Genomic DNA, 23,754 nt, shown 5'->3' on the forward strand with positions numbered 1-23,754 from the left:
GCTATGAAGAAAAGTATTCTTTTCACGTCTATTTTATGTTTGTCATTGTCTTCGCAGGCGCAAAAGCTGTCGAATTATGTCATTCAATATAATCAAAGTTTCAATGGGAATACAGCTGCCAATCAAAATGCCATTCTAGTCTATGCCAATGAAAAGGAGACTTTTGTTAGTTCGGCAAAAGAAATGAATGGACAGTTGGCGCCGCCATACGAACGGGTTGTGGTGGAGCGTGCTGGAGGCAATGCTTTACTTAAAATTGCTAAACTCAAAGACGGATCAATCATTCTAACCAAAGATTCGCTCGCGCTTTCGAAGCAAAAATTTAACGCCACAAACGAGACTAAAACAATATTGGGCTATCCCTGTAAAAAAGTGGAGACGAGCATCAATTCCAATAAAATAGAAGTTTGGTATACCGATAAATTAGGGGTCAAAGGTGCACCCACGGAACTTGGTCAGGACCTTGGTCTGGTACTCGAGGTAATCCGCAATGGGAATACACGGACTTTTGCCACTAAAGTAGAAAAGGTAAAGACTATACCGGATCAACTGAGGCTGAAAGGAAATGAAAAACCTTACGACGAACTTTCTTACAAAGATCTCATCTGGAAGAACCGTTTTATTCAAATACCTGTTTTTCGGAAGGAAAGAATACGTTTTGCAGATGATGTGAAATCGGATTCTATTTTACGTTTTGCTAATGGGACAGTTTTGGTAAAAAAGGTGAAAATCCCAAAAATAAAGACAAGCGACAATGTATTTGTGCAGTTGGTCGAACAATCGAAAGGTGATGCCTATGATCGCACTGGATCAGTTTTTATCATCCCGACCAATAAGGCACAGAGCTTTTTGGATGGCATGAAAAATGGTATGAATACCCTTCCTAAGTATGAAAATGGCAATGGTAAAGCCTATCAAGGGGTTGTAAAAACAACATCCTTTGAGCCTATTGTTGAATTGATGCGTTTCTTTACACCATTTGGTGTTAAGCAGTTTAACTATCTTCAGTTAAAGGATAAGGTTTGGCAAGACTCAGTGCTGTACCGTCAGGACGTAACCGAATTGGCAGGTATGTTGAGCGAGCAGGAGATCTATGTGGGTGCCTTCATTGGTAACTATGATAAAAATGGACATGAGGTTAGTGTGGAGCTGACGATACATCCGGGCTTCGATGCCGAGTCAAAAGGCAGTCTGAAAAAGACGATGTCTTTATTTACGACGACCAATGTCATGGAAATGGGCGGTCAGGAGTATGGATCTATGTTTGACAAGGAGAAAGGTCTTACTGTTTCATTTCATTTGGACCAGGATGCTAAAAACGTGCAATTACGCTACATTACCACAGGACATGGAGGCTGGGGCAATGGTGATGAGTTTGTGCCTAAAGAAAACCGCATTTTCCTAAACGATGCATTGCTCTTTAAATACACCCCTTGGCGCAATGATTGCGGTTCGTATCGTTTGTCGAACCCCGCTTCAGGCAATTTTGCTACAGGGTTGTCTTCATCCGATCTGAGTCGCTCCAATTGGTGTCCAGGTACAGTAACACCACCGATCTACATTGATCTGGGGGATTTAAAAGCTGGAGACCATACGATGCAGGTACAGATCCCACAGGGAGCGCCTGAAGGAACAAGTTTCAGTAGCTGGAATGTGACGGGTACCTTGTTATTCGATTAATTATTTTTTCATTGCTGTTATGTGCAATAATGCTATTGCACATAACAGCAATATTCCTTCGTTTTTAAGACAAAAATTAAAGGGGATAAGCCGTCTCGCTTTTTGTCTCCGATAATACAAAGTAGGTCTGTACGGTGTTTACTTGAGGTAATACAGCCAGTCGATGCCGCAGAAAAATATGATAAGCATCCATATCTTTGGTTGCTATACGTAACATAAAGTCGTAAGAGCCTGCCATTTGGTAGCATTCCATAACCTCGGGAAATTTAGCCACCTCTTTTTCGAATTCATTCAACACCTCAAACGTATGCGCCTTGAGAAAAACCTGGGAAAATGAAATTAACCCAATGCCTATTTTGTGGCGGTCCAAAATTGCCACCGTTTTTTTGATGTAACCCAACCGCTTTAGCTTTCTAACACGTTCATGAACAGCTGCAATAGATTTGTTGAGTTCAAAGGATAGCGCTTTATTACTCATTGAGGCATCTTGCTGTAGGAGGCGCAATAATTTTACATCGATATCATCCAATTCCATAATCTGAATATTTTCGGTACGAGTGTAAAAATACGCTAATGTTCTGAATTATTTATTGGTTTTTATGTCTTTTAATTTAATTTTTATTGAAATTATGGTGATGTATTGAATATTATCTTGTCATTGGTCAATTTTGCAACAGAATAATCATTTATAAGAAATGGCTGAACAAGAATTATTAAGTGCGTGTTTGTCACCTGCATTGGACAAGAGGTTTAAACATCTGTGGCGATTAGTTGGAAATACGCCAATGTTGGAACTACAGTATACTTACAAAGGTAAACCCGGACGAATTTTCGTGAAATGTGAGAACTACAATCTGACCGGTAGCATTAAGGATAGGATGGCTCTTTATATTCTATACAAAGCGTATATGAATTGTCAGATTCGCCCGACTGATGTTGTTATTGAAGCCACAAGTGGAAATACAGGGATTGCTTTTTCAGCAATCGGCAAAGCGCTTGGTCATCAAGTAAAGATTATTATGCCTAACTGGCTGAGTAAGGAGCGTACCGATATTATTCGAAGTATGGGAGCGGATATTCAGTTGATAAGCAAAGAAGAAGGTGGTTTTTTAGGAAGTATTCGTTTAAGTGAAGAGCTTGCTGCGAAAGGCGGTGTTTTTCTTCCACGGCAATTTGAGAATCAATATAATGCCGAAGCGCATGAGAAAACCACAGGTTACGAGATTGTAAAGCAACTGGAAGAACAGGGCTTAGTAGCTGATGCTTTTGTTGCTGGTGTGGGAACTGGTGGTACAGTAATGGGTGTGGGGAGAAGCTTAAGAAAGGTAAACCCAAATGTCCGTGTACATCCACTGGAACCGGCAGAAAGTCCAACCTTGACTACAGGACATAAAGTAGGTTCACACCGTATTCAGGGAATATCTGATGAATTTATTCCTGCTATTGTGGATTTAGATGAACTCGATACTGTCGTTTGTGCGAATGATGGCGACTCCATTATCATGGCGCAGAAGCTGTCACGTCAATTGGGATTGGCTGTTGGTATCTCTTCCGGAGCAAATGTAATCGGAGCGATTAAATTACAACAGGAATTGGGTGATGAAGCTGTCGTGGTGACGCTACTTTGCGATGATAACAAAAAATACCTAAGTACTGATTTGGTGAAAGAGGAGCCAGTAAAAGAAGGATATCTTTCTACAGACGTTGATTTTTCGGGTTTTCAACCTATTTGCAGACTGGCAAATCCAGTATTTGGAGCCTAAAAAGATTTAGTTTCATATGTTTATAGTTAACTCGGGGAGTCTCTAGCTCCTCGGGTTTCATTTATTCAAAAACCAACATATACCTAAGAATAACACAAAATGAAAGTCAATTTCAAATTATTTATCCTTCTCATGTTGCTGATAGCGCCTGTGGCCATGTTTGCCCAAGCGGATACAATAACAAACAAGTTGGAGGGGCTTGAGTTTACGGATGGTACGATAAGTCCCGATTCACTATCTTTTGAGGAATCTCCGGATACCGCTACCGTAAAGGCCGACTCAAACAAGACCACAGTAGCGGCAGTAGCAACAGGTGAAAAAGCTGCTGGGGCAGAAAAGAAATCATTGTGGAGTATCTTTATTGCAGGCCTTATAGGTGGTTTTGCAGCATTATTGATGCCTTGTATTTTTCCGATGTTACCCCTGACGGTGAGTTATTTTACCAAACAGGCAGGAAGTCGTGCAAGTGGTATCAGTAAAGCTCTGTTGTATGGATTATTTATTATTGTGATTTATGTAGCCTTGGGGATGATTATCACGATTGCATTCGGATCTGATGCACTCAATGCGCTTTCGACTAACGGCATCTTTAACTTCATTTTCTTTTTGTTGTTGGTTGGATTTGCGGCTTCTTTTTTTGGTGCATTTGAAATTACTTTACCAAGCTCCTTTGTCAATAAAATGGATGCCAAATCAGATAAAGGTGGCTTAGTCGGCTTGTTCTTTATGGCCTTTAGCTTGTCATTGGTTTCATTTTCTTGTACAGGACCGATTATTGGCACGCTGTTGGTTGAGGCAGCTTCGAAAGGGGAAAGATTAGGTCCAGCAATTGGGATGTTGGGATTCTCCATTGCCCTGGCCATTCCTTTTGGTTTGTTCGCTATGTTTCCTTCCATGCTTAAATCCTTACCGAAATCCGGTGGTTGGCTGAATAGTGTGAAAGTAGTCTTGGGATTTTTGGAACTCGCTTTAGCATTGAAATTTTTATCCAATGTCGATTTAGCTTACCACTGGAACTGGTTGGATAGAGAGGTGTTCCTGTCGCTATGGATTGCTATTTTTGCTTTGATGGGTCTATACTTGATCGGCAAGATAAAGTTCTCCCATGACAGTGAGCTGAAATTCCTATCTGTTCCTAGAACGATCTTGGCAATTGTTGTTTTTTCTTTTGTAGTCTATATGGTGCCCGGTTTATGGGGTGCACCTTTAAAATCGATTTCTGCTTTTTTACCACCATCGGCAACACAAGACTTTGATCTTTCTTCGGGTGTAAGTGCTGGTGCTGCTGCACATTCAGACGGGAAGGTGAAAAAATATGCTGAAATTTTTCATGAAAGAGGCACGCCAAAAGGATTTGATCCTTATTATGATTACGACCAGGCATTAGCTACGGCTAAAGAATTAAACAAGCCCGTATTAATCGATTTTACGGGTTGGAATTGTGTCAATTGTCGTAAAATGGAAGCGAATGTTTGGACAGACCAAGCTGTGGCCAAATTATTAAAAGAAGAGTTTGTTATGGCTGAACTTTTTGTGGACGATAAGACCGAGCTGGCTGCCAACGAACAATTTGTTTCCAAATATAGTGGCAAAAAGATCAATACAATCGGTAAAAAAAACAGCGATTTTCAAGCTGCTACATTTGATAGCAATTCACAACCGCTGTATGTAATTGTCGATCCGACGGGCAAAAAACTGGTGCCTCAGAGCGGTGCCAACTACAATGTAGAAGAGTACAAGGCGTTCCTGCAAAGTGGTTTGGATGCATTTAAACATAAAAACTAACCATCGTCATATTCTAATTTTATCCTCCTTGTTCTGTGCAAGGGGGATTTTTTTTGATAAAACATCGCTTTTTGTGTCTCCAGGGCTAATGTAGAGGGGCTTTCTTCATATTGTCTTCGTATTGTGTTCGTACCAGCTTCGAACGGGAGCAGTCTTGTAACATATATTGACCAAACCTTGACCAGATAATTCCTGTTCGAGGTCTGTTCAACAACTGTACAGCACCTGTTTAATATCTGTTGCTTGTCCGAAGCAGGTACGAACCTCGTCCGAAGCAGGTCCGAATCTTACCGCGAACCTTATCGTGATGTCTTATACTGAAATAGGTTTACATATACCGAACAGATTACTATATAGATTTTACATTTTATTTTTTTCTACTGGATATAGTTTTCATTGTCTGTTTTCTTACTATTATCAGTTGTCCGTTCCCTGACCACAGTTTCCCTGGTTTTACTGCGGAACTTTTTTGACTCAGCGTTACGTCTTTGAAACACTTTGGGAGTTTTTGGGTTCTGCCATTCCAGATGTGCCTGTTGGGGAGACATCATATTGCAGGACATATGTGGTCTAAAATGATTATATATATTGACTGCTTTGACCAACTGTGCAAGTGCCGTTTTATAGTCCGGGAAAGTTTCGGCCATTCGATATTCGTTTTTTAGGATGCCATTTAACCTTTCTGCCACGGCATTGTCATATGGGCTCCCGGATTGCGTCATGCTTATTGCGATCCCATTTTCCTGCAATATAGTGACATAATTTGTGCTGCAATATTGGATGCCCCGATCCGAGTGGTGGGTCAGACTACTCTGCGGGTAGATTCGATGTGATATGGCCATCCTGAGCGCTGATATACAGGCCTGGGCTGTTGGTCTGTGGGTAAGTTTGTAACCCACGATCTTTCGGGAATAGGCATCTGTGACCAGGCACAGGTAGATCCATTTGTCCCGGATGCGGATGTAGGTGATGTCACTTACCCATATCTGCTCGGGACGCAGGGCCTGCCTGCGCTGCACAAGGTCGGGCTACTTTTTGAAACGGTGGTCGGATTGGGTGGTGATGGCATACCTACGTTTGCATTTGACCAAAAGGTCATTCTCACGTAACAGCCTGAAAAAAGCGTCCCTTCCCAGTCCAGTCATCGCGCTGCCCATTTCTTTGGCCAATATGCTGCGGAGTTTAAGGGTACCCATACGATGGGAGTCCTTCCGAATTTCACGTACCCGCGCCAACACAAGACCACTGCGAACGGAATATTCCTGCTCTCTGCCCATATATTTATAGTAGGATTGCCTTGTTCTGCCAAATAGTCCACAAAGTCTGGAGACCGAAACATTCTGGTAACACGACTTCATTTCTTGGACGATTTGGCCCCAGACTTTTTTACAAAATCAGCCCCATGGAGCTCCTCCGCTTTTTTGATCAGCATCTCCAGGGCAGTAATTTTGCGGTTCGCCTGGAAGAGTTCATCCCTGAGATCCTGCTCATTTTTCAACCCGGTATCTTCTGACTCCACAGCCTGGGGAACTTCCAGCTCCAGATTGCTTTCCCACTGCTGGTACCATTTCATAAAATACCGCGGAGTGGCTTCCCCAGGAAGATTGTACTTCTGGGCAAGTTGCGAATAACTCAGCTTTCCGGCAAGGTATTCTCTGGAAACGAGGATCTTGAAGCTATCGCTGTAAACTTGCTGTCCCCCTGATTTACGTTTTGTCATACGCTTTTTCATAATATTAAATTTAAGATTTTAATATTCGGTTTTTGTAAACCTTTTTCAGGAATGGACATGAATGTGCCACCCCCATCAAGTAATCTAGGTTTTCCACCGTCACGGCCATCATATCCATCACTACCATCTATTCCACCTACTATCCTACAGGTGGAGATGGTGGCGGGGGAGCCGATGTTGCGGAAGCATACGGCAAAAAAAGAAGCCCTGTCATTTGTATGAACAGGGCTTCAAATTATACTATAAATTTATGGAAACTATTAGAAGTCAAATCTGACCCGCGCACGAATACCCCAGGCTGGCGCATCGACGTGGTCAAGATAGTTTAGACGTTTTACGTAGTCTACACGTAATATTTTGAAAATATTGGATAGACCGATACTCGCTTCCATATAAGGTTCTGAACCGAACGTATAGGAACTTTGCACACCATCTGCATTGTGCTGCCAAGTGAATACCTTTGAGCCATAGTTAGGGTCATCAGGATTGTTTTCTTTACGCAGTCCACCGTATACCCCTTTGAAGCTAAATACTTCGCGTAATTTAAGTTTTTTGATCAAAGGAATCTTGTTCAAAAGGAAACCGTTCATATAATACTGCACGTTCAATGAGGCATTATGGTCACTCACAAACTCAAGGAAATTCATCAAGTTATACGAGTTCAATTGATAAGCATAGGTCTGATTGGCGCGGTGGATTGTCAAGAAAGGGAATGGGATCTCTTTTCCTGCAATATAGTTGCCCTCAGCTGTTACGTCAGCAAATCCAAATTGACTAAAATAAAAGCGCTTGAATGCACCAACATTAAAGTTGTGATAATTGTATTCACCCTTCGCTAATCCTTTGATTCCAGCGGTATAATTGAACGTGAAGATCGGATATTGATTGAATATAGGTGTCCGGTAAATTTTGCCTTGATAAAACTCTTCATGCGGAGCGTATCTGAAATTTACAGACACTTCGGTCGAGTTCAGTTCATTGAACAGTCTACTTTCATTGTTGGCATCGACCATTTGATAAGTCAGACTTCCAGCAGGTGTTTGTCTGTTGATATTGAAAGCAGCGCCAATAGCCAGGTGATTTAAAAATTCTTTTTTATACTCTAAGCCATAGTTTGTCTCATAAATGTAACGGTCATTATCTCCGCGTTTGAAAGATAACAAGAAGTTGTCTTCCTGAATAAACTCCAGTTTTTGTCCCGGAATCTTTGTATCCTTTTTATAAGAGGCCCTGATGTAGTGCATCGGGAAAGAGTAGACAGATTTGTTGTTGAACGCGTACGTTCCGCTGAAAAAGTATTTCCACTTTTGATCTTTAAAACCATAAGCCGCATAACTTTCAGCATAGAAACGCTTGCTTAACGATTCTGTCGTACGGCCACCGACACGTAAACGGAACCCTTCTACGGGATTAAAGCTATAGAATGTATTCACAGGGCCGATTTCAACCGGGCCAGCTTGTTTGTATCCTGAAAGCAATAACGCTGCAATATCCATAAACGTACGGAATGAAGGAATCTTTTGTAACGTATCGATATTATGATAGATGTTCAGTTCGTTTTGTGCAAGGGCAAGTGGACGTTGTGTTTCAAATAAAGATTTTGTCGCTTTCTTGTTTTCGACATTATAAGCAATGACCGTGGACGGGCCATCATAGATGCTGTCCGGTTGCTGGATGCCAACTTTGTAATTGTTGTAATCTACAGTTCGGCTTCCACGGATTCCCATACCTTTCTCTGTTAATGAAAAATCAATACCCAGTGTACTTGTTTTTAAGTAGAAGCGACTTTTGCTATCTTTTTCAAATTTAAGCTGTATCTGGAGGTCACGTACGAAATTTAAATTGATGTCGTCCGCTACGGTCATATTGGCACCCTGCACGGCATAATTTCCATCTAATGTAACGTACAGCTGTCCTTTGAACAACATATCCGCCTTGTTGCGCGGAAAAAAGCTTAATTCAACCAACCAAGGTTGTACAGTCTTAATCGTATCCGTAATAAAAAACTTATAAAAAGTAGGAGCGGAGTTTGCTATTGGGCTTAAAAACTGATTAGTAACCAACGAAATGTTGTTGTCATAAATATCAACTTGTTCGTAGAGTTTATTGAAGTAGGCTGTCAGACCATCGTTATCAATAAATTTAGGGTCAAATTGTGCCCGTTGGTTACCAAGGATGTACTGTTTGGTTTTGCTTGGATCTTTTCGGTAATACACTTTTGACATTTTTTCTTCTATGAAAGCAGGCAATACATATTTGTTGGCTGTTTTAGCCGAATCGTCCGTTTCAAAAAGAAACTGATAATTTTTGAATATTTTTTTATTGACAAATTTTTCCGAAAGATTGCTTAGCCCTAAAGACATCTTCTCATATTGGTCGAATTGCGCATATTGTTGACCCGAAAGCCTGTTTTTTTCTTTATTCTCGATGACTTTACGGATCAATGCGACCGCAGGATTATCCTTGTTACTGTATTTTTTCTTTTTGGCCTTAACAACGACCTCTTCCAACATATTGTCCTGTTGATCCATCAAAATCTCTTTTGTTTGCGTGGCGTCATTCGTAACAAAAGCATCCTTGCTGTCATATCCAATATAGCTTGCTCTGATTTTTACATAAGATGTGGGAAAGACAAGTTTGTATTCACCATTTGCATTGGTCGATGTTGTGGTTCCCGCAGAAGCAGGAGCGCCGACTACAGCCACAGTCGCATAGGGTATGGGATTCTTGGTCTTTGCATCTCTAACTGTACCGGTTACGGTTTTGTTTTGGGCAAAAGCCATGGACACCGTTAGCACGAGCGTTATCGAAAAAAAGAGTTTAGTTATGAAGGTTGTTGCGTTTATTTTAGCTCTCATTATATTGCTATAATCTTGAAAATTCAAAATTGTTTTCCTGTTTTTACTTTATTTTTGACTTTATAGGTATTAAAATCAAAAAATCAGTGAACAAAGGAAACAAAAAATTAAGAATAATTAAAATTTTATTGTAATGTAATAAAGGAAAGTAGTTGAATTACATTTCTGTGTAAACGGCTGTTTTTTAATTGTTTATGCTGAATTATTGATTTGGGTCAATAAATTTTACATTACATTTTGACTTGGCGATGATTTTCCATTGCTTTATTTGCTGACTTTTGTAACGATATAGTCAGCGGTATCAAAAATCTGGCTCGATTTCGAAGGTCATTTCTTGCTTGGAACGAGGGTGAATAAAGGTAATTGAAGCTGCGTGGAGATGTAATCTATTGGCTTTTCTGCCATAGAGATCGTCACCAACAATAGGTGTATTTAGGCCATTTGGATGTACAGCATGCATGCGAAGCTGATGGGTGCGACCAGTCAAGGGGTAAAACCTGACTCTCGTTTGATTATTCGTTATTGCAATTTTTTCCCATTTTGTCTGCGCTGGTTTGCCATACGTGTAGCAGACCATTTGCCGTGGTCTATCATCCAGATCTACGCGAAGTGGGAGATCGATCAAACCTGATGGGGCTTCGATAATACCATCCAGTAAAGCAATGTATGTTTTTTTGATGGTATGTTGTATAAATTGATCTTGAATAAATTTATGCGCCTCTTTGTTTTTAGCAACAACCAACAAGCCGGATGTAGACATGTCGAGGCGGTGGATAATAATTGGCCCCGCATTTGGGTAGCGTTGAAGAATACGGTTGTAGACCGAATCCTTTACATATATTCCGGGGACAGACAGAAATTCGGCCGGTTTGTTGATGATGATGATATCCTCATCTTCGTAAAGTTGAGGAAGTGCTAAATCCAACGTCGTTTCCTGTTGCATGGGATTGGGATCTACGACCAAGCCTTCGAGCATATACCCTAAAATCGGTTCACATTTTTTGCGACAGGCAGGGTAGTAGTTTTTGTGTCTGCGTATTTCAGATGCAGGTGAGCAGCCCCACCAAAATTCGGCCAAAGCAATAGGTGTCAACTGGTTTTCATAAGCATATTGCAGCAGTTTTGGCGCTGCGCATTCCCCCGATCCGGCAGGCGGTGTTGTGCGGTCAAATTCCTGAAATATGTTGACTACATTTTTATGTTGCCCTTTCGCGTTGCGAAAATTATATTGTTCGAAAAGCTGTTTTTGAAGATTTCCTGAGCGCATTTTGCGTTCCTCTTTTAGCGCAGTAATCGTCGATAGCAATTGGTGTAAATGGTTACTTTCTGTCTCCAGGGCCAAATGCATTTCATATTGAAAGCGTTGAAGCTGTTGTTTGTCTTTTAAACTCTGGCTCCGCATGTCTTCCATCAATAATTCATACTCCGCATCCGATAAACTGACTTTTAATTTTGTGCGGGTTTCTTTGCGTTCCTTCTTTTGAATTCTCAATTTCGATTTTAGCTCATCGAGTGATTTATCCCATCCGTTTTTTAATAGATCAAGATTACGTTGAGCATTTGCTAGCTCTTCACCTGTTTCAAGATTTTCTATTTTTCGGTTCAGCGCATTGAGATGCACCTCTTCGTTTAGAAAAAAACTGTTTTCTTCCAACATATCGAAGATGGGGGGGACAAAATGCCGGTGTTTGTTGCTCCCGGCCAGTTTTCCCGAAACAGCGGCAAGGTAGCCAAGCTCATTGTGTTGGTTTTTGACAACCAGAACACCGAACATTTTTCCAATAGCGAGTCCCTCCACGGCGGCGTCTAGGCCAAAATTGTGGGTCCAATCGTCTTGGGTTTCGATGTAATATTGGAGTTCTTGTGCGGCGGTGACGGCAAGGGGGTGCGGTTCATAGCAAAATGGAAAAGTAAATCGTGTCGGAAGTTCAATAGCTGAAATATCCTGTTTGAATTGATGAAAATATGTATTGTTGTCCATTTTGTCCGCAGCGCTCCCTCAAAATAAAGATGTCCGCAAAAATACAACATTATGTGCTTTAAATAATAGCTTGATCGATTTTTGTTTAAAATGTTTCGTATATAAGGTACTGTTTAGGTTTAATTGCTGTCTATAAAGATCAAGGTCGGTGCAGCTTCGGTATTTTCATTTTTTCGGTATAGCAAACCCTTTGCAGCTATATGATATACAAGTCGGTTTTGGTATAGTGGGTTGAGGTAATTATTGTGAATTTGAGTGGCTTTTTATTTGGTTTTTACTGCATTATTAGGTAAATTTAACTAAGCATTTAAAACATATAGTTAACAAAAGAATATACATATGAAAACTTCAATTGGAATTAAAGATGCGGACTTGAAAAAAGTTGCAAAGTTGTTAAATGTGCTGTTGGCAGATGAACACATTATCTACATGAAAACGCGCAACGCGCATTGGAATGTGGAAGGTGCGGATTTTCATGCTGCTCACTTATTTTTGGAATCACAATACGATGAACTAGCTGAAGTGATCGATGAAATCGCAGAACGTGTACGTACTTTAGGGCATTATGCGGTAGGTACCTTTGATCAATATTTGAAATTGACTCGTTTAACGGAGTCTACTTCAGAAAAAACCGACAGTCAGTCCTATTATAAGGAATTGTTGGCTGATCATGAATCCATAGCAATGTCAATTCGTGCCGATCTTTCCGTAGTTGAAGGAACAGCGGATAATGGTACGGAGGACTTTTTGGTCGGATTATTAGAAAAGCATGAGAAGATGGCTTGGATGCTTCGTGCGCATTTCATTAAGTAAGCTGTAGAAGTTTATCCACAGGTATTGAAAAAAATTCCGTCTATCCCAATAGGCGGGATTTTTTTTTGTGTTTTGTTGTCAGCGCAGGATTAATTTTCTATCTTAAAGAGGAATTAAGCCTTCAGAAACTTTTTAACATATTACAACTATGCTTGAAGACGACAACCTAAATCAAACCACACTAAATGAGGAGGGAAATGATGGTACTTTGGAGAGTATGCATCATGTGAATAATCCGGTATTGGATTTACCTAAAATTGAAAAGAAATACCTTGAAACCATAGTAGCCCACAATCAAAACGATAAGTCCTATTATTTTTCTGACGGCAAAGCCAAGGTAGAAATTAAGATCGTCACGGACGAGATTGTCAGGGTGCGGCTGGCTCCACAAGGAACTTTTTTGGAGGATTTTTCTTATGCCTTAGCCAAGAAAGATCACCGTGTTAGTATACATCAATGTAAGGAAGAGGCTGACCATTATCTGGTTCATACGAATACAATTTCTTGTAAGATCAATAAGAGTGACTTTTTGATTTCTTTTTCGGACCGATCAGGGAAGCTGTTTAACGCTGATTTGGCACCGATGCACTGGGAGGAAAATCCCGATTTTGGAGGTTACTATGTATATAGCACGAAAGTGGCCTTTGAAAATGAAGCTTTTTATGGACTAGGGGACAAGGCCACTAAATTGAATCTGAGAGGTAAAAGACTTAAAAACTGGAATTCAGATACTTATGCTTTTGCTTATGATCAGGATCCACTTTATAAAACTATTCCGTTTTATATTGGTTTAAAAGATGGTGAAGCGTACGGCATATTCTTTGACAATACTTTTAAAACGTATTTTGATTTCGCGGCGGAAGATCCGGGAAAAACAAGCTTTTGGTCCGAAGGCGGTGAACTGCAGTACTACTATATACACGGGCCGCATATTATCGATGTTATCCGTCGTTATCATACGTTGACAGGTACGCATTACCTGCCACCGTTATGGGCAATTGGTTACCACCAGTGTCGTTGGAGTTACTATCCCGAAGCGAATGTCCGGAAGGTGGCAGAGGAGTTTCGGAAGCGACAGATTCCATGTGATGCTATTTATCTTGATATCGATTATATGGAAGGATACCGCTGTTTTACCTGGAATAAGCAGTATTTCCCAAATCCAAAAAATATGATCAGCGATTTGGCCAATGATGGTTTTAAAACCGTGGTGATGATCGATCCGGGTATTAAGGTTGATGAGAACTACTGGGTGTTCAGGGAAGGGAAAGAAAACAGGTATTTTTGTCGTCGAGGGGACGATTATTTTATGGAAGGATTTGTGTGGCCCGGACGTTGTCAATTTCCTGATTTTACCAATCCGGAGGTTCGCCAATGGTGGGGTACATTATACCAGGGGCTTGTGGAAGATGGTGTTGCAGGCTTCTGGAACGATATGAATGAGCCGGCGGTATTTGGCCGCGGAACATTCCCCGACGATGTACGTCACCAGTACGATGGCCATCGGGGTTCACATCGCAAGGCACACAATGTTTATGGCATGCAGATGGTTCGTGCAACGTATGATGGCTTAAAGAAATTGTATAAAAACAAGCGCCCATTCACCATTACCCGAGCGGCTTATGCGGGTACACAACGCTATTCTTCGGTTTGGACCGGCGACAATCTGGCGAGTTGGGAACACCTCAAGTTGGGGACCTTGCAATTACAGCGTCTATCGACTTCGGGTATGTCCTTCTGCGGAACGGATATCGGTGGATTTACGGGCGAGCCGGACGGTGAGTTATTTACGCGATGGATGCAATTTGGCGTTTTCTCGCCCTTTATGCGTGTGCATTCTGCCGGCGATACCCGCGATCGTGAGCCCTGGAGTTTTGGGGAGGATTGGGAAAAGATCAATCGGAAATTTATCGAACTCCGGTATAAGTTGTTGCCGTATATCTATACCTGTTTTTGGGAGCAGACCAAGTATGGTTTTCCAATATTACGTCCGATTTCCATGGTCGAGCAGCATATACCGACCAACTGGCAACGCGAGGAGGAATTCTGTTTTGGGGATAAAATATTGGTATCCCCGGTATTGCAGCCAGGACAAAAAAGCAAGATTGTCTACCTACCCGAGGGCACTTGGTTCTATTATTTCAATAATGAAATCTACGTAGGCGGTAAGGAACATACCATCGCTACGCCGATTGATGAAATGCCGATTTTCATTCGCGGAGGATCTGTTGTACCTGAATACCCGGTGATGCAATATACTGGTGAAAAGAAAATTGAGGAGCTACAGCTCAATGTTTACTTCGCTGAAGGTGTAACCCGTTCGTATGTGTATTCAGATCATGGCGACACCTTTGCGTATGAACAAGATATTTATCTTGAAAAATGTTTTACGGTTTCAGGGCTCAAAGAATCCTTGTCGATCAAACAAACGCGAGATGGACTTTTTACAGAGCGATACGAAGAATATAAACTACAATTGATCGGTCTGCCTTTTCAAGTGAAGAAGGTGAAGACCGATGGTATTGATACAAAAGTACAAGTAGATGAAAAGGGGCGGTATTGGATTAATGTCGCACGAGAATTTGATAACATATTGATAGAAGGTTAAACATGGCCAATGAAGTAATTCCGCATAGTCTCTTTTCTGAATTTGATGTCGCCTTATTCCAGTCGGGTAAGCACTTCAAATTATACGAAAAGTTCGGTTCGCACGAACTGGAAGTCAACGGTGAAAAAGGCGTTTATTTTGCGGTTTGGGCTCCAAATGCAAAATCCGTCTCCGTAACCGGCAACTTCAATTTTTGGGATAAGGAGCATCACGCGCTCTTTGTGCGCTGGGATGGTAGCGGAATCTGGGAAGGGTTTATTCCGGGGCTTGGCAATGGAGAGACATATAAATATGTTATCCAGACCTATACTGGTGAGCAACTCGAGAAAGGTGATCCTTTTGCCTTTCGGTGGGAAGTTGCCCCAAAGACTGCTTCCGTTGTTCATTCGACCTGGTACGAGTGGCAGGATAAGCAATGGATGCAGGAGCGTATCGTTAAAAATAGGCTGGATCAACCCTGGTCCGTCTATGAGGTCCATTTAGGGTCCTGGTCGCGGGATCCCGAAAGTCCGGATACGTTGCTCAATTATCGGGAAATAGCCGTGGCACTTGTATCTTATGTGAAGGAAATGAATTTCACGCATGTGGAGTTTATGCCTTTAATGGAGCATCCCTATTATCCTTCTTGGGGATATCAGATAACAGGTTATTTTGCGGCGAGTTCGCGTTATGGTTCGGCACAAGATCTCATGTATCTGATTGAGGAGCTGCATGCCGCCGGGATAGGCGTATTGTTGGATTGGGTTCCTTCGCATTTTCCGGGTGATGCACATGGTCTTTATCGTTTTGATGGCACGGGCTTATACGAGCATGAAGATCTCAGGAAAGGGTTTCATCCCGATTGGCAATCCTATATTTTTAACTATGGGCGAAATGAAGTACGCTCTTTTTTGATCAGCAATGCATTTTATTGGTTGGATCGTTTTCATATCGATGGACTTCGGGTCGATGCGGTAGCTTCTATGTTGTATTTGGATTATAGTCGAAATGCAGGCGAGTGGATTCCGAATGAATTTGGAGGAAATGAGAATCTCGAAGCGGTACAATTTTTAAAAGAGCTGAACGAGGCTGTTTACGGACATTTTCCAGATGTGCAGACAATTGCCGAAGAATCTACTTCTTGGCCGAGTGTCAGTCGGCCAACGTATGCTGGTGGATTGGGCTTCGGAATGAAATGGATGATGGGCTGGATGCATGATACGTTGGATTACTTTAAAGAGGATCCAATTAACCGCAGTTATCATCATGATCGACTCACCTTTGCGACAGTATATGCTTTCCATGAAAATTTTATGCTACCCTTGTCACACGATGAGGTGGTTTACGGAAAGCAGTCCCTAATTTATAAAATGCCAGGCGATGAGTGGCAAAAGTTTGCCAACTTGCGAGCATTGTACCTCTTTATGTATACTTTTTCGGGAACAAAATTGCTGTTTATGGGCGGTGAATTTGGGCAGACGTCGGAGTGGAATGTAAACCAATCACTTGATTGGCATCTTCTGGAGTTTGCGCCTCATCAGGGTATGAAAAGATTTGTAGCCGATCTGAACGCGATTTATAAAGCTCAACCAAGTCTTTACCAAAAGGCTTTCGATGCTGCAGGTTTCGAATGGATAGATGCCGGTGATCGTGAAAATTCGATTGTGGTCTATTGGCGAAAGGGATTTGACTCCTGGGATGATACGGTGGTTGTACTTAACTTAACGCCTGTCGTTCGGGAACATTTCCGTATTGGTTTACCTTACGCAGGTGAATGGGAAGTGCTGCTGAATTCGGATGATTTGACCTATTTCGGTTCAGGTATACATCATCCCGTTGTCCATAGTGAGCACCTGCATTGGATGAACCAAGTACAGTCTGCACAACTTCATTTGCCTCCTCTAGGAGGCTATATCCTCAAAAGGAAGAAGGAACTAAAGGATGTAAATCCGGTGAAGCAGGGAGAACGTACACCTGTATAATATGTTTCTCGAAAATTTGATGATGCACAAGAATAAGTTGAGTTATAAAATACGGATCTGGCCTCAATTTTCAGGTTCGGTAAATTTGTTGTAATAAATAGTAGGAAGGTCGCTTTTTGCCTTTGAAAGAGATAAAATATAGAACTTATTCGAATGAAAGTATTTCACTTGAGTGTTGAATGTTATCCGGTCGCCAAAGTTGGTGGCCTTGCGGATGTCGTTGGGGCATTGCCCAAATATCAGACCAAACTCGGTTGGGAAGCGGCGGTTGTCATGCCCTGGTATGACCGACCATTTGTTCGGGACCATACTTTTACTGTCGTTCACGAGGGTACTTTTTATCAAGGATCTGAATTGTTGAACTATATTGTTTATAAGGAAGCAGACAATATACTGGGATTTGAGCTTTATTTAGTCAAGATTCCAGGAAAACTCGATCGGCAGGAGGTGTATTGTTATCCCGATGAAGGCGAACAGTTTATCGCCTTTCAACATGCTGTATTGGCTTGGTTTAAGGATAAAGCTATAGTACCTGATATTGTGCATTGCCACGACCATCATGTCGGTTTGATGCCTTTTTTGATGAAGTATAGCAATGACTATAATTTTCTTGCCGATGTTAAAACGGTAGCCACCGTGCACAATGGGCAATATCAGGGTTGGACACATTGGAGCAAAGCCATTCTGTTGCCTGCTTTCGATAGCTGGAAATGGGGATTATTGGACTGGGATGGTTTAATTAACCCACTTGCGGCCCTAATTAAATGTTGCGATGCTTACACCACAGTATCTGAAGGCTATCTGGAAGAGCTCTATGTGGAAGCAAATGGCTTACAGCATCTATTTTATAATGAGCGAAATAAATCTGTTGGTATTGTCAATGGAATTGACTGGGAAATCTGGGATCCCAAAATTGATTATACCTTGTTCGAAAACTATGATGTTGTACAAGCTTTTTCCGGCAAATTGAAAAATAAGGAGGCTTTGGCGAAGCAGTATAAAATCAATCCAGATCGACCACTGCTTGTTTTTATCGGCCGATTTGCAACAGAAAAAGGAGCGGATTTACTACCGGAGATAATTTTGGATTTGACGGAGAAATATCGCGATAGATTAAGTATATTTATACTGGGTGCCGGAGACCCAGCGATCCAGTCGCGTGTGAAATCACTCGTCGATGATGGAATTGATAATTTTGATGTGTTCTTTGGTTATGATGAAAGCCTTGCCCATTGGCTTTATGCCAGTGCGGATTTTCTTTTAATGCCTTCCCGTGTTGAGCCCTGTGGGCTTAATCAGCTCTATGCGATGAAGTACGGTACATTGCCGATCGTGCATCAGGTGGGGGGATTAAAAGATACAGTAATCGATCTGAAAAATGATGGTTACGGTATAGGTTTTGATAGTTTGACAATCACTGAAATTAGTGCAGCGATTGTTCGGGCTATAAATTTTTACGACAGTAAAAAGCAGTTTGAGGAGAATCAACGTAAAATGATGCAGTTGGATTTTTCTTGGGATAAATCTGCAGCGAAGTATATAAGTCTATATAACCAAATAATGTAATTTGATATGTCACGTCATAATGTAGTAGCTATCGTCTTGGGCGGAGGAAGGGGCTCACGTCTGTATCCATTGACCGATCAACGGTCTAAGCCAGCGGTTCCCATTGCCGGGAAATATCGCTTGGTGGACATTCCCATCTCGAATTGTCTTAATTCGGGTTTTAACAAGATTTTTGTGTTGACACAATTCAATTCTTCGTCACTCAACTCCCACATTAAGAATACCTACAACTTTAGTATTTTTAGTAAGGGCTTTGTTGATATCCTGGCTGCTGAACAGACCAATGATGGCGATAAATGGTTCGAGGGTACGGCAGATGCCGTACGGCGATCGTTTCGGAAGCTGGCTAGTATTGATTATGACTATGTACTGATTTTATCGGGGGATCAGCTGTATCAAATGGATTTTGATGCACTGGTTGACTTTCATGTCGAAAACGAAGGCGACCTGACCATTGCGACTATTCCAGTAAACGCCAAAGATGCCACTGGTTTTGGAATACTGAAATCGGATGAAAAGAATCACATTACCTCTTTTATTGAGAAGCCGAATAGTGAGCAGCTGGTGGACTGGAGTTCAGAAGTGAGCGATCATTTAAAGGGTGAGGGTAGGGAATACCTGGCTTCAATGGGTATTTATGTTTTTTCAAAAGGCGTCCTGAAACGTATGCTGGAAGAGAATCGCGGAATGGATTTTGGTAAGGAAATTATTCCCGATGCAATTGATACGAATAGGGTGCTTAGCTATCAATTTGAGGGTTATTGGACAGATATCGGAACCATAGGTTCTTTCTATGAGGCCAACATTGGTTTGACTGATAATATTCCGGCCTTTAATCTGTTTGATAAAAATACGGTTTTCACCCGTCCAAGGATGTTGCCGCCTTCTAAAATTTCGGGTACAACATTAATCAATTCTGTCATTTCGGATGGCTGTATTATCCAAGCAGATAAAATAGACCGTTCCGTCGTGGGCGTTCGTTCGCGGATTGGTACAGGATCTGTGGTGCGCGGTACATATATGATGGGGTCTGACTATTATGAAGATCTCGTCGATATGGAGGATGCAAAGCGGAAAAACATTCCTGTGGTTGGTGTTGGAGAACGCTGTTATATTGAGAATGCTATTTTGGATAAAAATTGTCGTATCGGTAACGATGTACGGATCAATGGCGGACCACATCTCTTAAATGTAAATCACGCGACCTATACCATTTGTGATGGCATTGTTGTTATCAAAAAAAATGCAGTTATTCCAAACGGAACAACAATAGGATTGACAAGCCTATAAAATTTATAGAACAAGGGAGATAATATATTGTTATCATTGCAAGTTATTCTAATGGAAGTATCGCGAAATAAGGCTAATCTACAGGCTCAATTTATGGGCAGATAGCGATAATTGTTTCATGGTACTGTCTTTGCTAGCAAAGAACATTTTAATATAATGAAATCGTATGCAATTGAGACAGATTATCTCCCTTTTTTTGATGGTATTTGCCCTACTGGGCTGCGAAACTTCATTGATGGTGCAGGGAACTGGTGTACTGCGTGATGCCTCGCGTAGATTTGAACTTCGTAACGGCAATCGAACAGTCGTTTACATTCCAATGCGGCATTTGGGTACGCGTGTGTACTATGATCAAATCCAGCGTGCTGTAGATTCTCTTCAACATTCGGGCTATGTGGTTTTTTATGAAAGTATCGCTTATCAGGTGGATAGTGCGGCACAACGTGATCTGTATGACCGCAAATTTAGAAAGCTTACAGGCAATCGGCTAGGGTTGCAGCAATGTATTGAAATACCGGGTGATACTTCCCGGGTTCTTCGGGCGCCCATGTACCGTAAATTGGGGCAGCGAATCATTAGTCAGCCCGATTATTCCTTTTTCCTGGTGAATTACGAAACAGCGGTGAATGCAGATATTCCCAAAAACAAATTGCTTGACGAGTTTGAATACCTGTATGGTACGATCAACCTGGATGACTGTGATTACAAAACACCGCTTCAGGAACCTTATTCCTGCAAACCTATAAAAGCAGCATTAAAAAACAAATTTGATAAAGAATTTATCATGAAAAAAAGGGAAGAGAACCTGGCTTCCTTAGTTGCTGATGCCCCACAGCAAAAGATTTTAATCTTATTTGGAACCTCACATTTTAAAGGCTTTTTGCGTAATTTGCAGGCTCGGGATCCCAAATGGATACAGATCAAATAATATGCTAGGAAAACTATTCATTGTACTGCTTATACCAGTAACCATTTATGTTGTTTATTACCTGTTAAATCGCACGGCCAAAAATAGCAAAGCCATTAAACGTGTATTGAGCGACGAAGGCAAGGAAATTCTAGAAAAAGAAGTTGCCTATTATCGTAATCTGTCTATTGCGGACAAAACGGAATTTGAAGCCCGCTGTTTAAAATTTTTGGATACAGTCAAGATTGAAGGTGTGGGGGTAGTGGTTGAGCTGAAAGATTATATGATGATTGCTGCCAGTGCAATTATACCAATATTTGCCTTTAAGAAATGGACTTATCCCAATTTGACCAATATTATGGTTTATCCTTCCCAATTCAATACTGCGTATGAATTTGAAGGCCATGCTGACCGCAATATTATGGGTATGGTGGGTGAGGGAGCCATGAACGGACAAATGATATTGTCTAAATCGGCATTGGAGTATGGGTTTAGGAATCCAAAGGATGGACAGAATACAGCGATACACGAATTTGTGCATCTGATTGATAAAACCGATGGCACAGTGGATGGCATTCCCACACATTTGATGGATAAAGCTTCAGTCATTCCTTTTATGAATCTGATACGGGAAGAAATTACCAAGATAAAAGAAAATAAATCTGATATCGATGTATATGGCATGACCAATCCGGCAGAGTTCTTTGCAGTTGCCTCGGAGTATTTTTTTGAGAATCCAGAAAAATTTAAGCAGAATCATCCCGAGCTCTATACAGCACTTTCTGAAATTTTTGAACAAAGTTAGTTATCGATAAATAAAATTTTAGTATTTTTAAGGCAAACAGAAGTTGTTTGCCTTTTTTCTTTGAGCACCCGCTCCTAGGCGGAAAAAAGTACGATGCGATCGTGAATCCATCGCTGCTGGCAGCTTCGATAAAGTTTTGTTAATTATAACTGTTATGCCTAAAACTACAATTTATTCTTCTATTGCCCTGGCTTGTATGCTATTTTATGGCAGTAATCCGGGATTTTCCCAGCAGCGTTTTGCTACAGGGACAACATTTACTGAAATGGCCGATCCCACAAAGGATACTTTATCCAACTGGTCGAATGTTAAAACCGGTCTACATGCTTCGTTTGTATCGATAGACAAACGTTATCCCAAATCTGTTAATCCAAATCTGACAACACAACGTACGGCGACTGTGGATGCCTGGAAAGGTGAGCAGGTATCGGCGCAAGTATTGTTATGGACCAGTGCTGCCGCAGCAGATGTTGCTGTATCGGCAAGTGAATTAAAGTCTACAACAGGCAAGGTGATCGGTAGCGATGCGGTACAAGCACGTTTTGTTCGTTATGTCATGACTGACGAATTTGCAAGTGGTTGTGGCCATCGTAAACCAGAAGATTTTAAAGCATCGCTTTCAGCGGATATGCTGGATGATCTGAAAAGCTATGACCTTGAAGCTAAGAAAGTCCGTCCTGTATGGATTACAGTAAAGGTTCCCAAGGAAGCTGCTGCTGGACAATATAAAACGACAATTTCGGTTAAGCAAAATGGTCAGGTAAAGGAACAGTTACAACTTACGGTCAATGTGCAAAATCATGTGCTGCCACCTGCATCCCAGTGGACTTATCATTTGGATCAATGGCAACACCCTTCGGCAGTTGCCCGCGTCAATAATGTGAAGATGTGGAGCGATGAGCATTTTGAAGCGTTGAAGCCTACCATGAAACAACTTGCAGCTGCAGGGCAGAAGGTCATTACAGCAACCTTGAATAAGGATGCCTGGAACGTACAGACCTATGATCCCTATGCGGATATGATCACCTGGAAGAAGGCAAAAGACGGTTCCTGGACCTATGATTATACTGTTTTTGATCGATGGGTAAACTTTATGATGGATCTAGGGGTCAACAAACAGATCAATTGTTACTCTCTTTTGCCGTGGAACAACGAGGTTCATTATTTTGACGAAGGTAAAAATGAATTGGTCAATGTAATTGCTAAACCGGGAACGCCGATATTCGAAGAATTGTGGACGCCTTTCCTAAAGGATTTTAGCAAGCATGTCAGCGCAAAGGGCTGGTTGAAGATTACCAATATCGCCATGGATGAAAGAGGTCGTGAAGAAATGGATCCAGCCATAGCATTGTTGGAAAAAGTAGCGCCTGAGTTTGGGGTTGCTTTTGCAGATAATCACAAAAGCTACCAACGTTATCATAAAAGTACCGATATCAGCGTTGCGGCCGGAGATCCATTTGACCAGAATGATTTGATTGAACGACGCAAAAAAGGATATATTACGACATTTTATGTGTGTTGTTCGGACGAATTTCCAAATCAATTTACGTTCTCGGATCCAGCAGAATCTACCTATATGGCTTGGTATGCACTAGCGGCAGGCTTCGATGGAGCATTGCGTTGGGCGTTTAACTCCTGGGTCAAAGATCCGCTGCATGATTCAAGGTTCCGTACCTGGCCAGCAGGAGACACCTATATTGTTTATCCACAAGGAAGAAGCTCTATCCGTTATGAGCGTATGTTGGAAGGTATTCAAGATTATACCAAAGTCGGCATTCTTAAAGCAAAGTTGGAGAAGTCAAAAGATCAAGCTAACCTAGCGAAGCTAAATGCAAAAATTGCAAAATTGAATACCGCTAAACGCTATGCGGACTGGAACAAAGATCTCAATGATGCGAAGCGTTTTGTCGATGAATTGTCGCGACAAATCAACTAAGGATTTATTAAGTCTATAATTTTAAAAAAGCTGTTTCAATCAATTTGAAACAGCTTTTTTGTTGATTAC

General features: G+C 41.4%; 17 protein-coding genes. 11 read left to right on the forward strand and 6 right to left on the reverse strand.

All coding sequences use genetic code 11. The features are described 5' to 3' along the window. Window positions 1-3: 3 nt before the first annotated feature. Complete coding sequence (locus ACLCDV_RS09750; RefSeq protein ID WP_411973544.1) at window positions 4-1,680, forward strand: PNGase F N-terminal domain-containing protein; 1,677 nt, start codon at window positions 4-6, stop codon at window positions 1,678-1,680. Window positions 1,681-1,756: 76 nt separating this feature from the next. Here ACLCDV_RS09750 and ACLCDV_RS09755 read toward each other — a convergent pair whose 3' ends face one another. Next, entirely contained in the window at window positions 1,757-2,218 is a 462-nt protein-coding gene (locus ACLCDV_RS09755) for an Lrp/AsnC family transcriptional regulator (RefSeq protein ID WP_248933805.1), read from the reverse strand. A gap of 157 nt (window positions 2,219-2,375) precedes the next feature. On the opposite strand from ACLCDV_RS09755, the gene ACLCDV_RS09760 reads away from it, so the two are divergent. Together ACLCDV_RS09760 and ACLCDV_RS09765 are read left to right on the forward strand one after the other, a co-directional pair. Next, window positions 2,376-3,443 carry a PLP-dependent cysteine synthase family protein gene (locus ACLCDV_RS09760; protein WP_120334692.1) on the forward strand — a complete coding sequence of 356 codons (1,068 nt, stop codon included), beginning with the start codon at window positions 2,376-2,378 and terminating at the stop codon, window positions 3,441-3,443. A gap of 99 nt (window positions 3,444-3,542) precedes the next feature. Continuing rightward, on the forward strand, window positions 3,543-5,228 hold the full coding sequence (locus tag ACLCDV_RS09765) for a protein-disulfide reductase DsbD family protein (protein WP_411973545.1): 1,686 nt from the start codon (window positions 3,543-3,545) through the stop codon (window positions 5,226-5,228). A gap of 377 nt (window positions 5,229-5,605) precedes the next feature. On the opposite strand, the gene ACLCDV_RS09770 is transcribed toward ACLCDV_RS09765, so the two are convergent. The 5 genes from ACLCDV_RS09770 to ACLCDV_RS09790 all read right to left on the reverse strand — a co-directional run bounded on the left by ACLCDV_RS09770 (window position 5,606) and on the right by ACLCDV_RS09790 (window position 11,799). Continuing rightward, entirely contained in the window at window positions 5,606-6,247 is a 642-nt protein-coding gene (locus ACLCDV_RS09770; protein WP_411973546.1) for an IS3 family transposase, read from the reverse strand. Between the two features lie 9 nt (window positions 6,248-6,256). Next, window positions 6,257-6,505, reverse strand: coding sequence for a hypothetical protein (locus ACLCDV_RS09775; RefSeq protein WP_411973547.1), 249 nt, complete (start codon window positions 6,503-6,505; stop codon window positions 6,257-6,259). A 77-nt stretch (window positions 6,506-6,582) separates the two neighbouring features. Then, window positions 6,583-6,960, reverse strand: a complete 378-nt coding sequence (locus ACLCDV_RS09780; RefSeq protein WP_411973548.1) for a transposase — start codon at window positions 6,958-6,960, stop codon at window positions 6,583-6,585. A gap of 260 nt (window positions 6,961-7,220) precedes the next feature. Continuing rightward, a complete protein-coding gene (locus ACLCDV_RS09785) occupies window positions 7,221-9,818 on the reverse strand; it encodes a DUF5686 family protein (RefSeq protein WP_411973549.1) in 2,598 nt (865 codons plus the stop codon). Between the two features lie 301 nt (window positions 9,819-10,119). Further along, on the reverse strand, window positions 10,120-11,799 hold the full coding sequence (locus ACLCDV_RS09790) for an RluA family pseudouridine synthase (RefSeq protein ID WP_411973550.1): 1,680 nt from the start codon (window positions 11,797-11,799) through the stop codon (window positions 10,120-10,122). Window positions 11,800-12,138: 339 nt separating this feature from the next. Between ACLCDV_RS09790 and ACLCDV_RS09795 the strand changes: the two genes are divergently transcribed. The 8 genes from ACLCDV_RS09795 (at window position 12,139) to ACLCDV_RS09830 (ending at window position 23,685) form a co-directional block, all read left to right on the forward strand. Beyond that, window positions 12,139-12,612, forward strand: coding sequence for a Dps family protein (locus ACLCDV_RS09795; RefSeq protein WP_411973551.1), 474 nt, complete (start codon window positions 12,139-12,141; stop codon window positions 12,610-12,612). 148 nt (window positions 12,613-12,760) lie between these two features. After that, entirely contained in the window at window positions 12,761-15,220 is a 2,460-nt protein-coding gene (locus ACLCDV_RS09800) for a glycoside hydrolase family 31 protein (protein WP_411973552.1), read from the forward strand. 2 nt (window positions 15,221-15,222) lie between these two features. Beyond that, a complete protein-coding gene (gene glgB / locus ACLCDV_RS09805) occupies window positions 15,223-17,181 on the forward strand; it encodes a 1,4-alpha-glucan branching protein GlgB (RefSeq protein ID WP_411973553.1) in 1,959 nt (652 codons plus the stop codon). A 153-nt stretch (window positions 17,182-17,334) separates the two neighbouring features. Continuing rightward, a complete protein-coding gene (locus ACLCDV_RS09810) occupies window positions 17,335-18,747 on the forward strand; it encodes a glycogen/starch synthase (RefSeq protein WP_317667405.1) in 1,413 nt (470 codons plus the stop codon). A 6-nt stretch (window positions 18,748-18,753) separates the two neighbouring features. After that, on the forward strand, window positions 18,754-20,037 hold the full coding sequence (locus ACLCDV_RS09815; RefSeq protein ID WP_120334684.1) for a glucose-1-phosphate adenylyltransferase: 1,284 nt from the start codon (window positions 18,754-18,756) through the stop codon (window positions 20,035-20,037). Window positions 20,038-20,203: 166 nt separating this feature from the next. Continuing rightward, window positions 20,204-20,965: a hypothetical protein gene (locus tag ACLCDV_RS09820; protein WP_336834551.1), complete on the forward strand. Its 762-nt coding sequence runs from the start codon at window positions 20,204-20,206 to the stop codon at window positions 20,963-20,965. Window position 20,966: 1 nt separating this feature from the next. Continuing rightward, complete coding sequence (locus ACLCDV_RS09825) at window positions 20,967-21,749, forward strand: zinc-dependent peptidase (RefSeq protein WP_317667403.1); 783 nt, start codon at window positions 20,967-20,969, stop codon at window positions 21,747-21,749. A 154-nt stretch (window positions 21,750-21,903) separates the two neighbouring features. Then, window positions 21,904-23,685: a DUF4091 domain-containing protein gene (locus tag ACLCDV_RS09830; protein ID WP_343567069.1), complete on the forward strand. Its 1,782-nt coding sequence runs from the start codon at window positions 21,904-21,906 to the stop codon at window positions 23,683-23,685. Window positions 23,686-23,754: the final 69 nt, after the last annotated feature.

It is taken from the genome of Sphingobacterium sp. Lzh-3 (assembly GCF_046764375.1).
Taxonomy (GTDB): domain Bacteria; phylum Bacteroidota; class Bacteroidia; order Sphingobacteriales; family Sphingobacteriaceae; genus Sphingobacterium.

What these genes read in the sequence shown, in the direction of transcription:
- ACLCDV_RS09780 (WP_411973548.1), bottom strand. Translation starts at nt 6,960, where the DNA reads ATGAAAAAGCGTATGACAAAACGTAAATCAGGGGGACAGCAAGTTTAC.
- ACLCDV_RS09785 (WP_411973549.1), bottom strand. Translation starts at nt 9,818, where the DNA reads ATGAGAGCTAAAATAAACGCAACAACCTTCATAACTAAACTCTTTTTT.
- ACLCDV_RS09810 (WP_317667405.1), top strand. Translation starts at nt 17,335, where the DNA reads ATGAAAGTATTTCACTTGAGTGTTGAATGTTATCCGGTCGCCAAAGTT.
- ACLCDV_RS09775 (WP_411973547.1), bottom strand. Translation starts at nt 6,505, where the DNA reads ATGGGCAGAGAGCAGGAATATTCCGTTCGCAGTGGTCTTGTGTTGGCG.
- ACLCDV_RS09790 (WP_411973550.1), bottom strand. Translation starts at nt 11,799, where the DNA reads ATGGACAACAATACATATTTTCATCAATTCAAACAGGATATTTCAGCT.
- ACLCDV_RS09830 (WP_343567069.1), top strand. Translation starts at nt 21,904, where the DNA reads ATGCCTAAAACTACAATTTATTCTTCTATTGCCCTGGCTTGTATGCTA.
- ACLCDV_RS09765 (WP_411973545.1), top strand. Translation starts at nt 3,543, where the DNA reads ATGAAAGTCAATTTCAAATTATTTATCCTTCTCATGTTGCTGATAGCG.
- ACLCDV_RS09820 (WP_336834551.1), top strand. Translation starts at nt 20,204, where the DNA reads ATGCAATTGAGACAGATTATCTCCCTTTTTTTGATGGTATTTGCCCTA.
- ACLCDV_RS09800 (WP_411973552.1), top strand. Translation starts at nt 12,761, where the DNA reads ATGCTTGAAGACGACAACCTAAATCAAACCACACTAAATGAGGAGGGA.
- ACLCDV_RS09750 (WP_411973544.1), top strand. Translation starts at nt 4, where the DNA reads ATGAAGAAAAGTATTCTTTTCACGTCTATTTTATGTTTGTCATTGTCT.
- ACLCDV_RS09825 (WP_317667403.1), top strand. Translation starts at nt 20,967, where the DNA reads ATGCTAGGAAAACTATTCATTGTACTGCTTATACCAGTAACCATTTAT.
- ACLCDV_RS09815 (WP_120334684.1), top strand. Translation starts at nt 18,754, where the DNA reads ATGTCACGTCATAATGTAGTAGCTATCGTCTTGGGCGGAGGAAGGGGC.
- ACLCDV_RS09795 (WP_411973551.1), top strand. Translation starts at nt 12,139, where the DNA reads ATGAAAACTTCAATTGGAATTAAAGATGCGGACTTGAAAAAAGTTGCA.
- ACLCDV_RS09760 (WP_120334692.1), top strand. Translation starts at nt 2,376, where the DNA reads ATGGCTGAACAAGAATTATTAAGTGCGTGTTTGTCACCTGCATTGGAC.
- glgB (WP_411973553.1), top strand. Translation starts at nt 15,223, where the DNA reads ATGGCCAATGAAGTAATTCCGCATAGTCTCTTTTCTGAATTTGATGTC.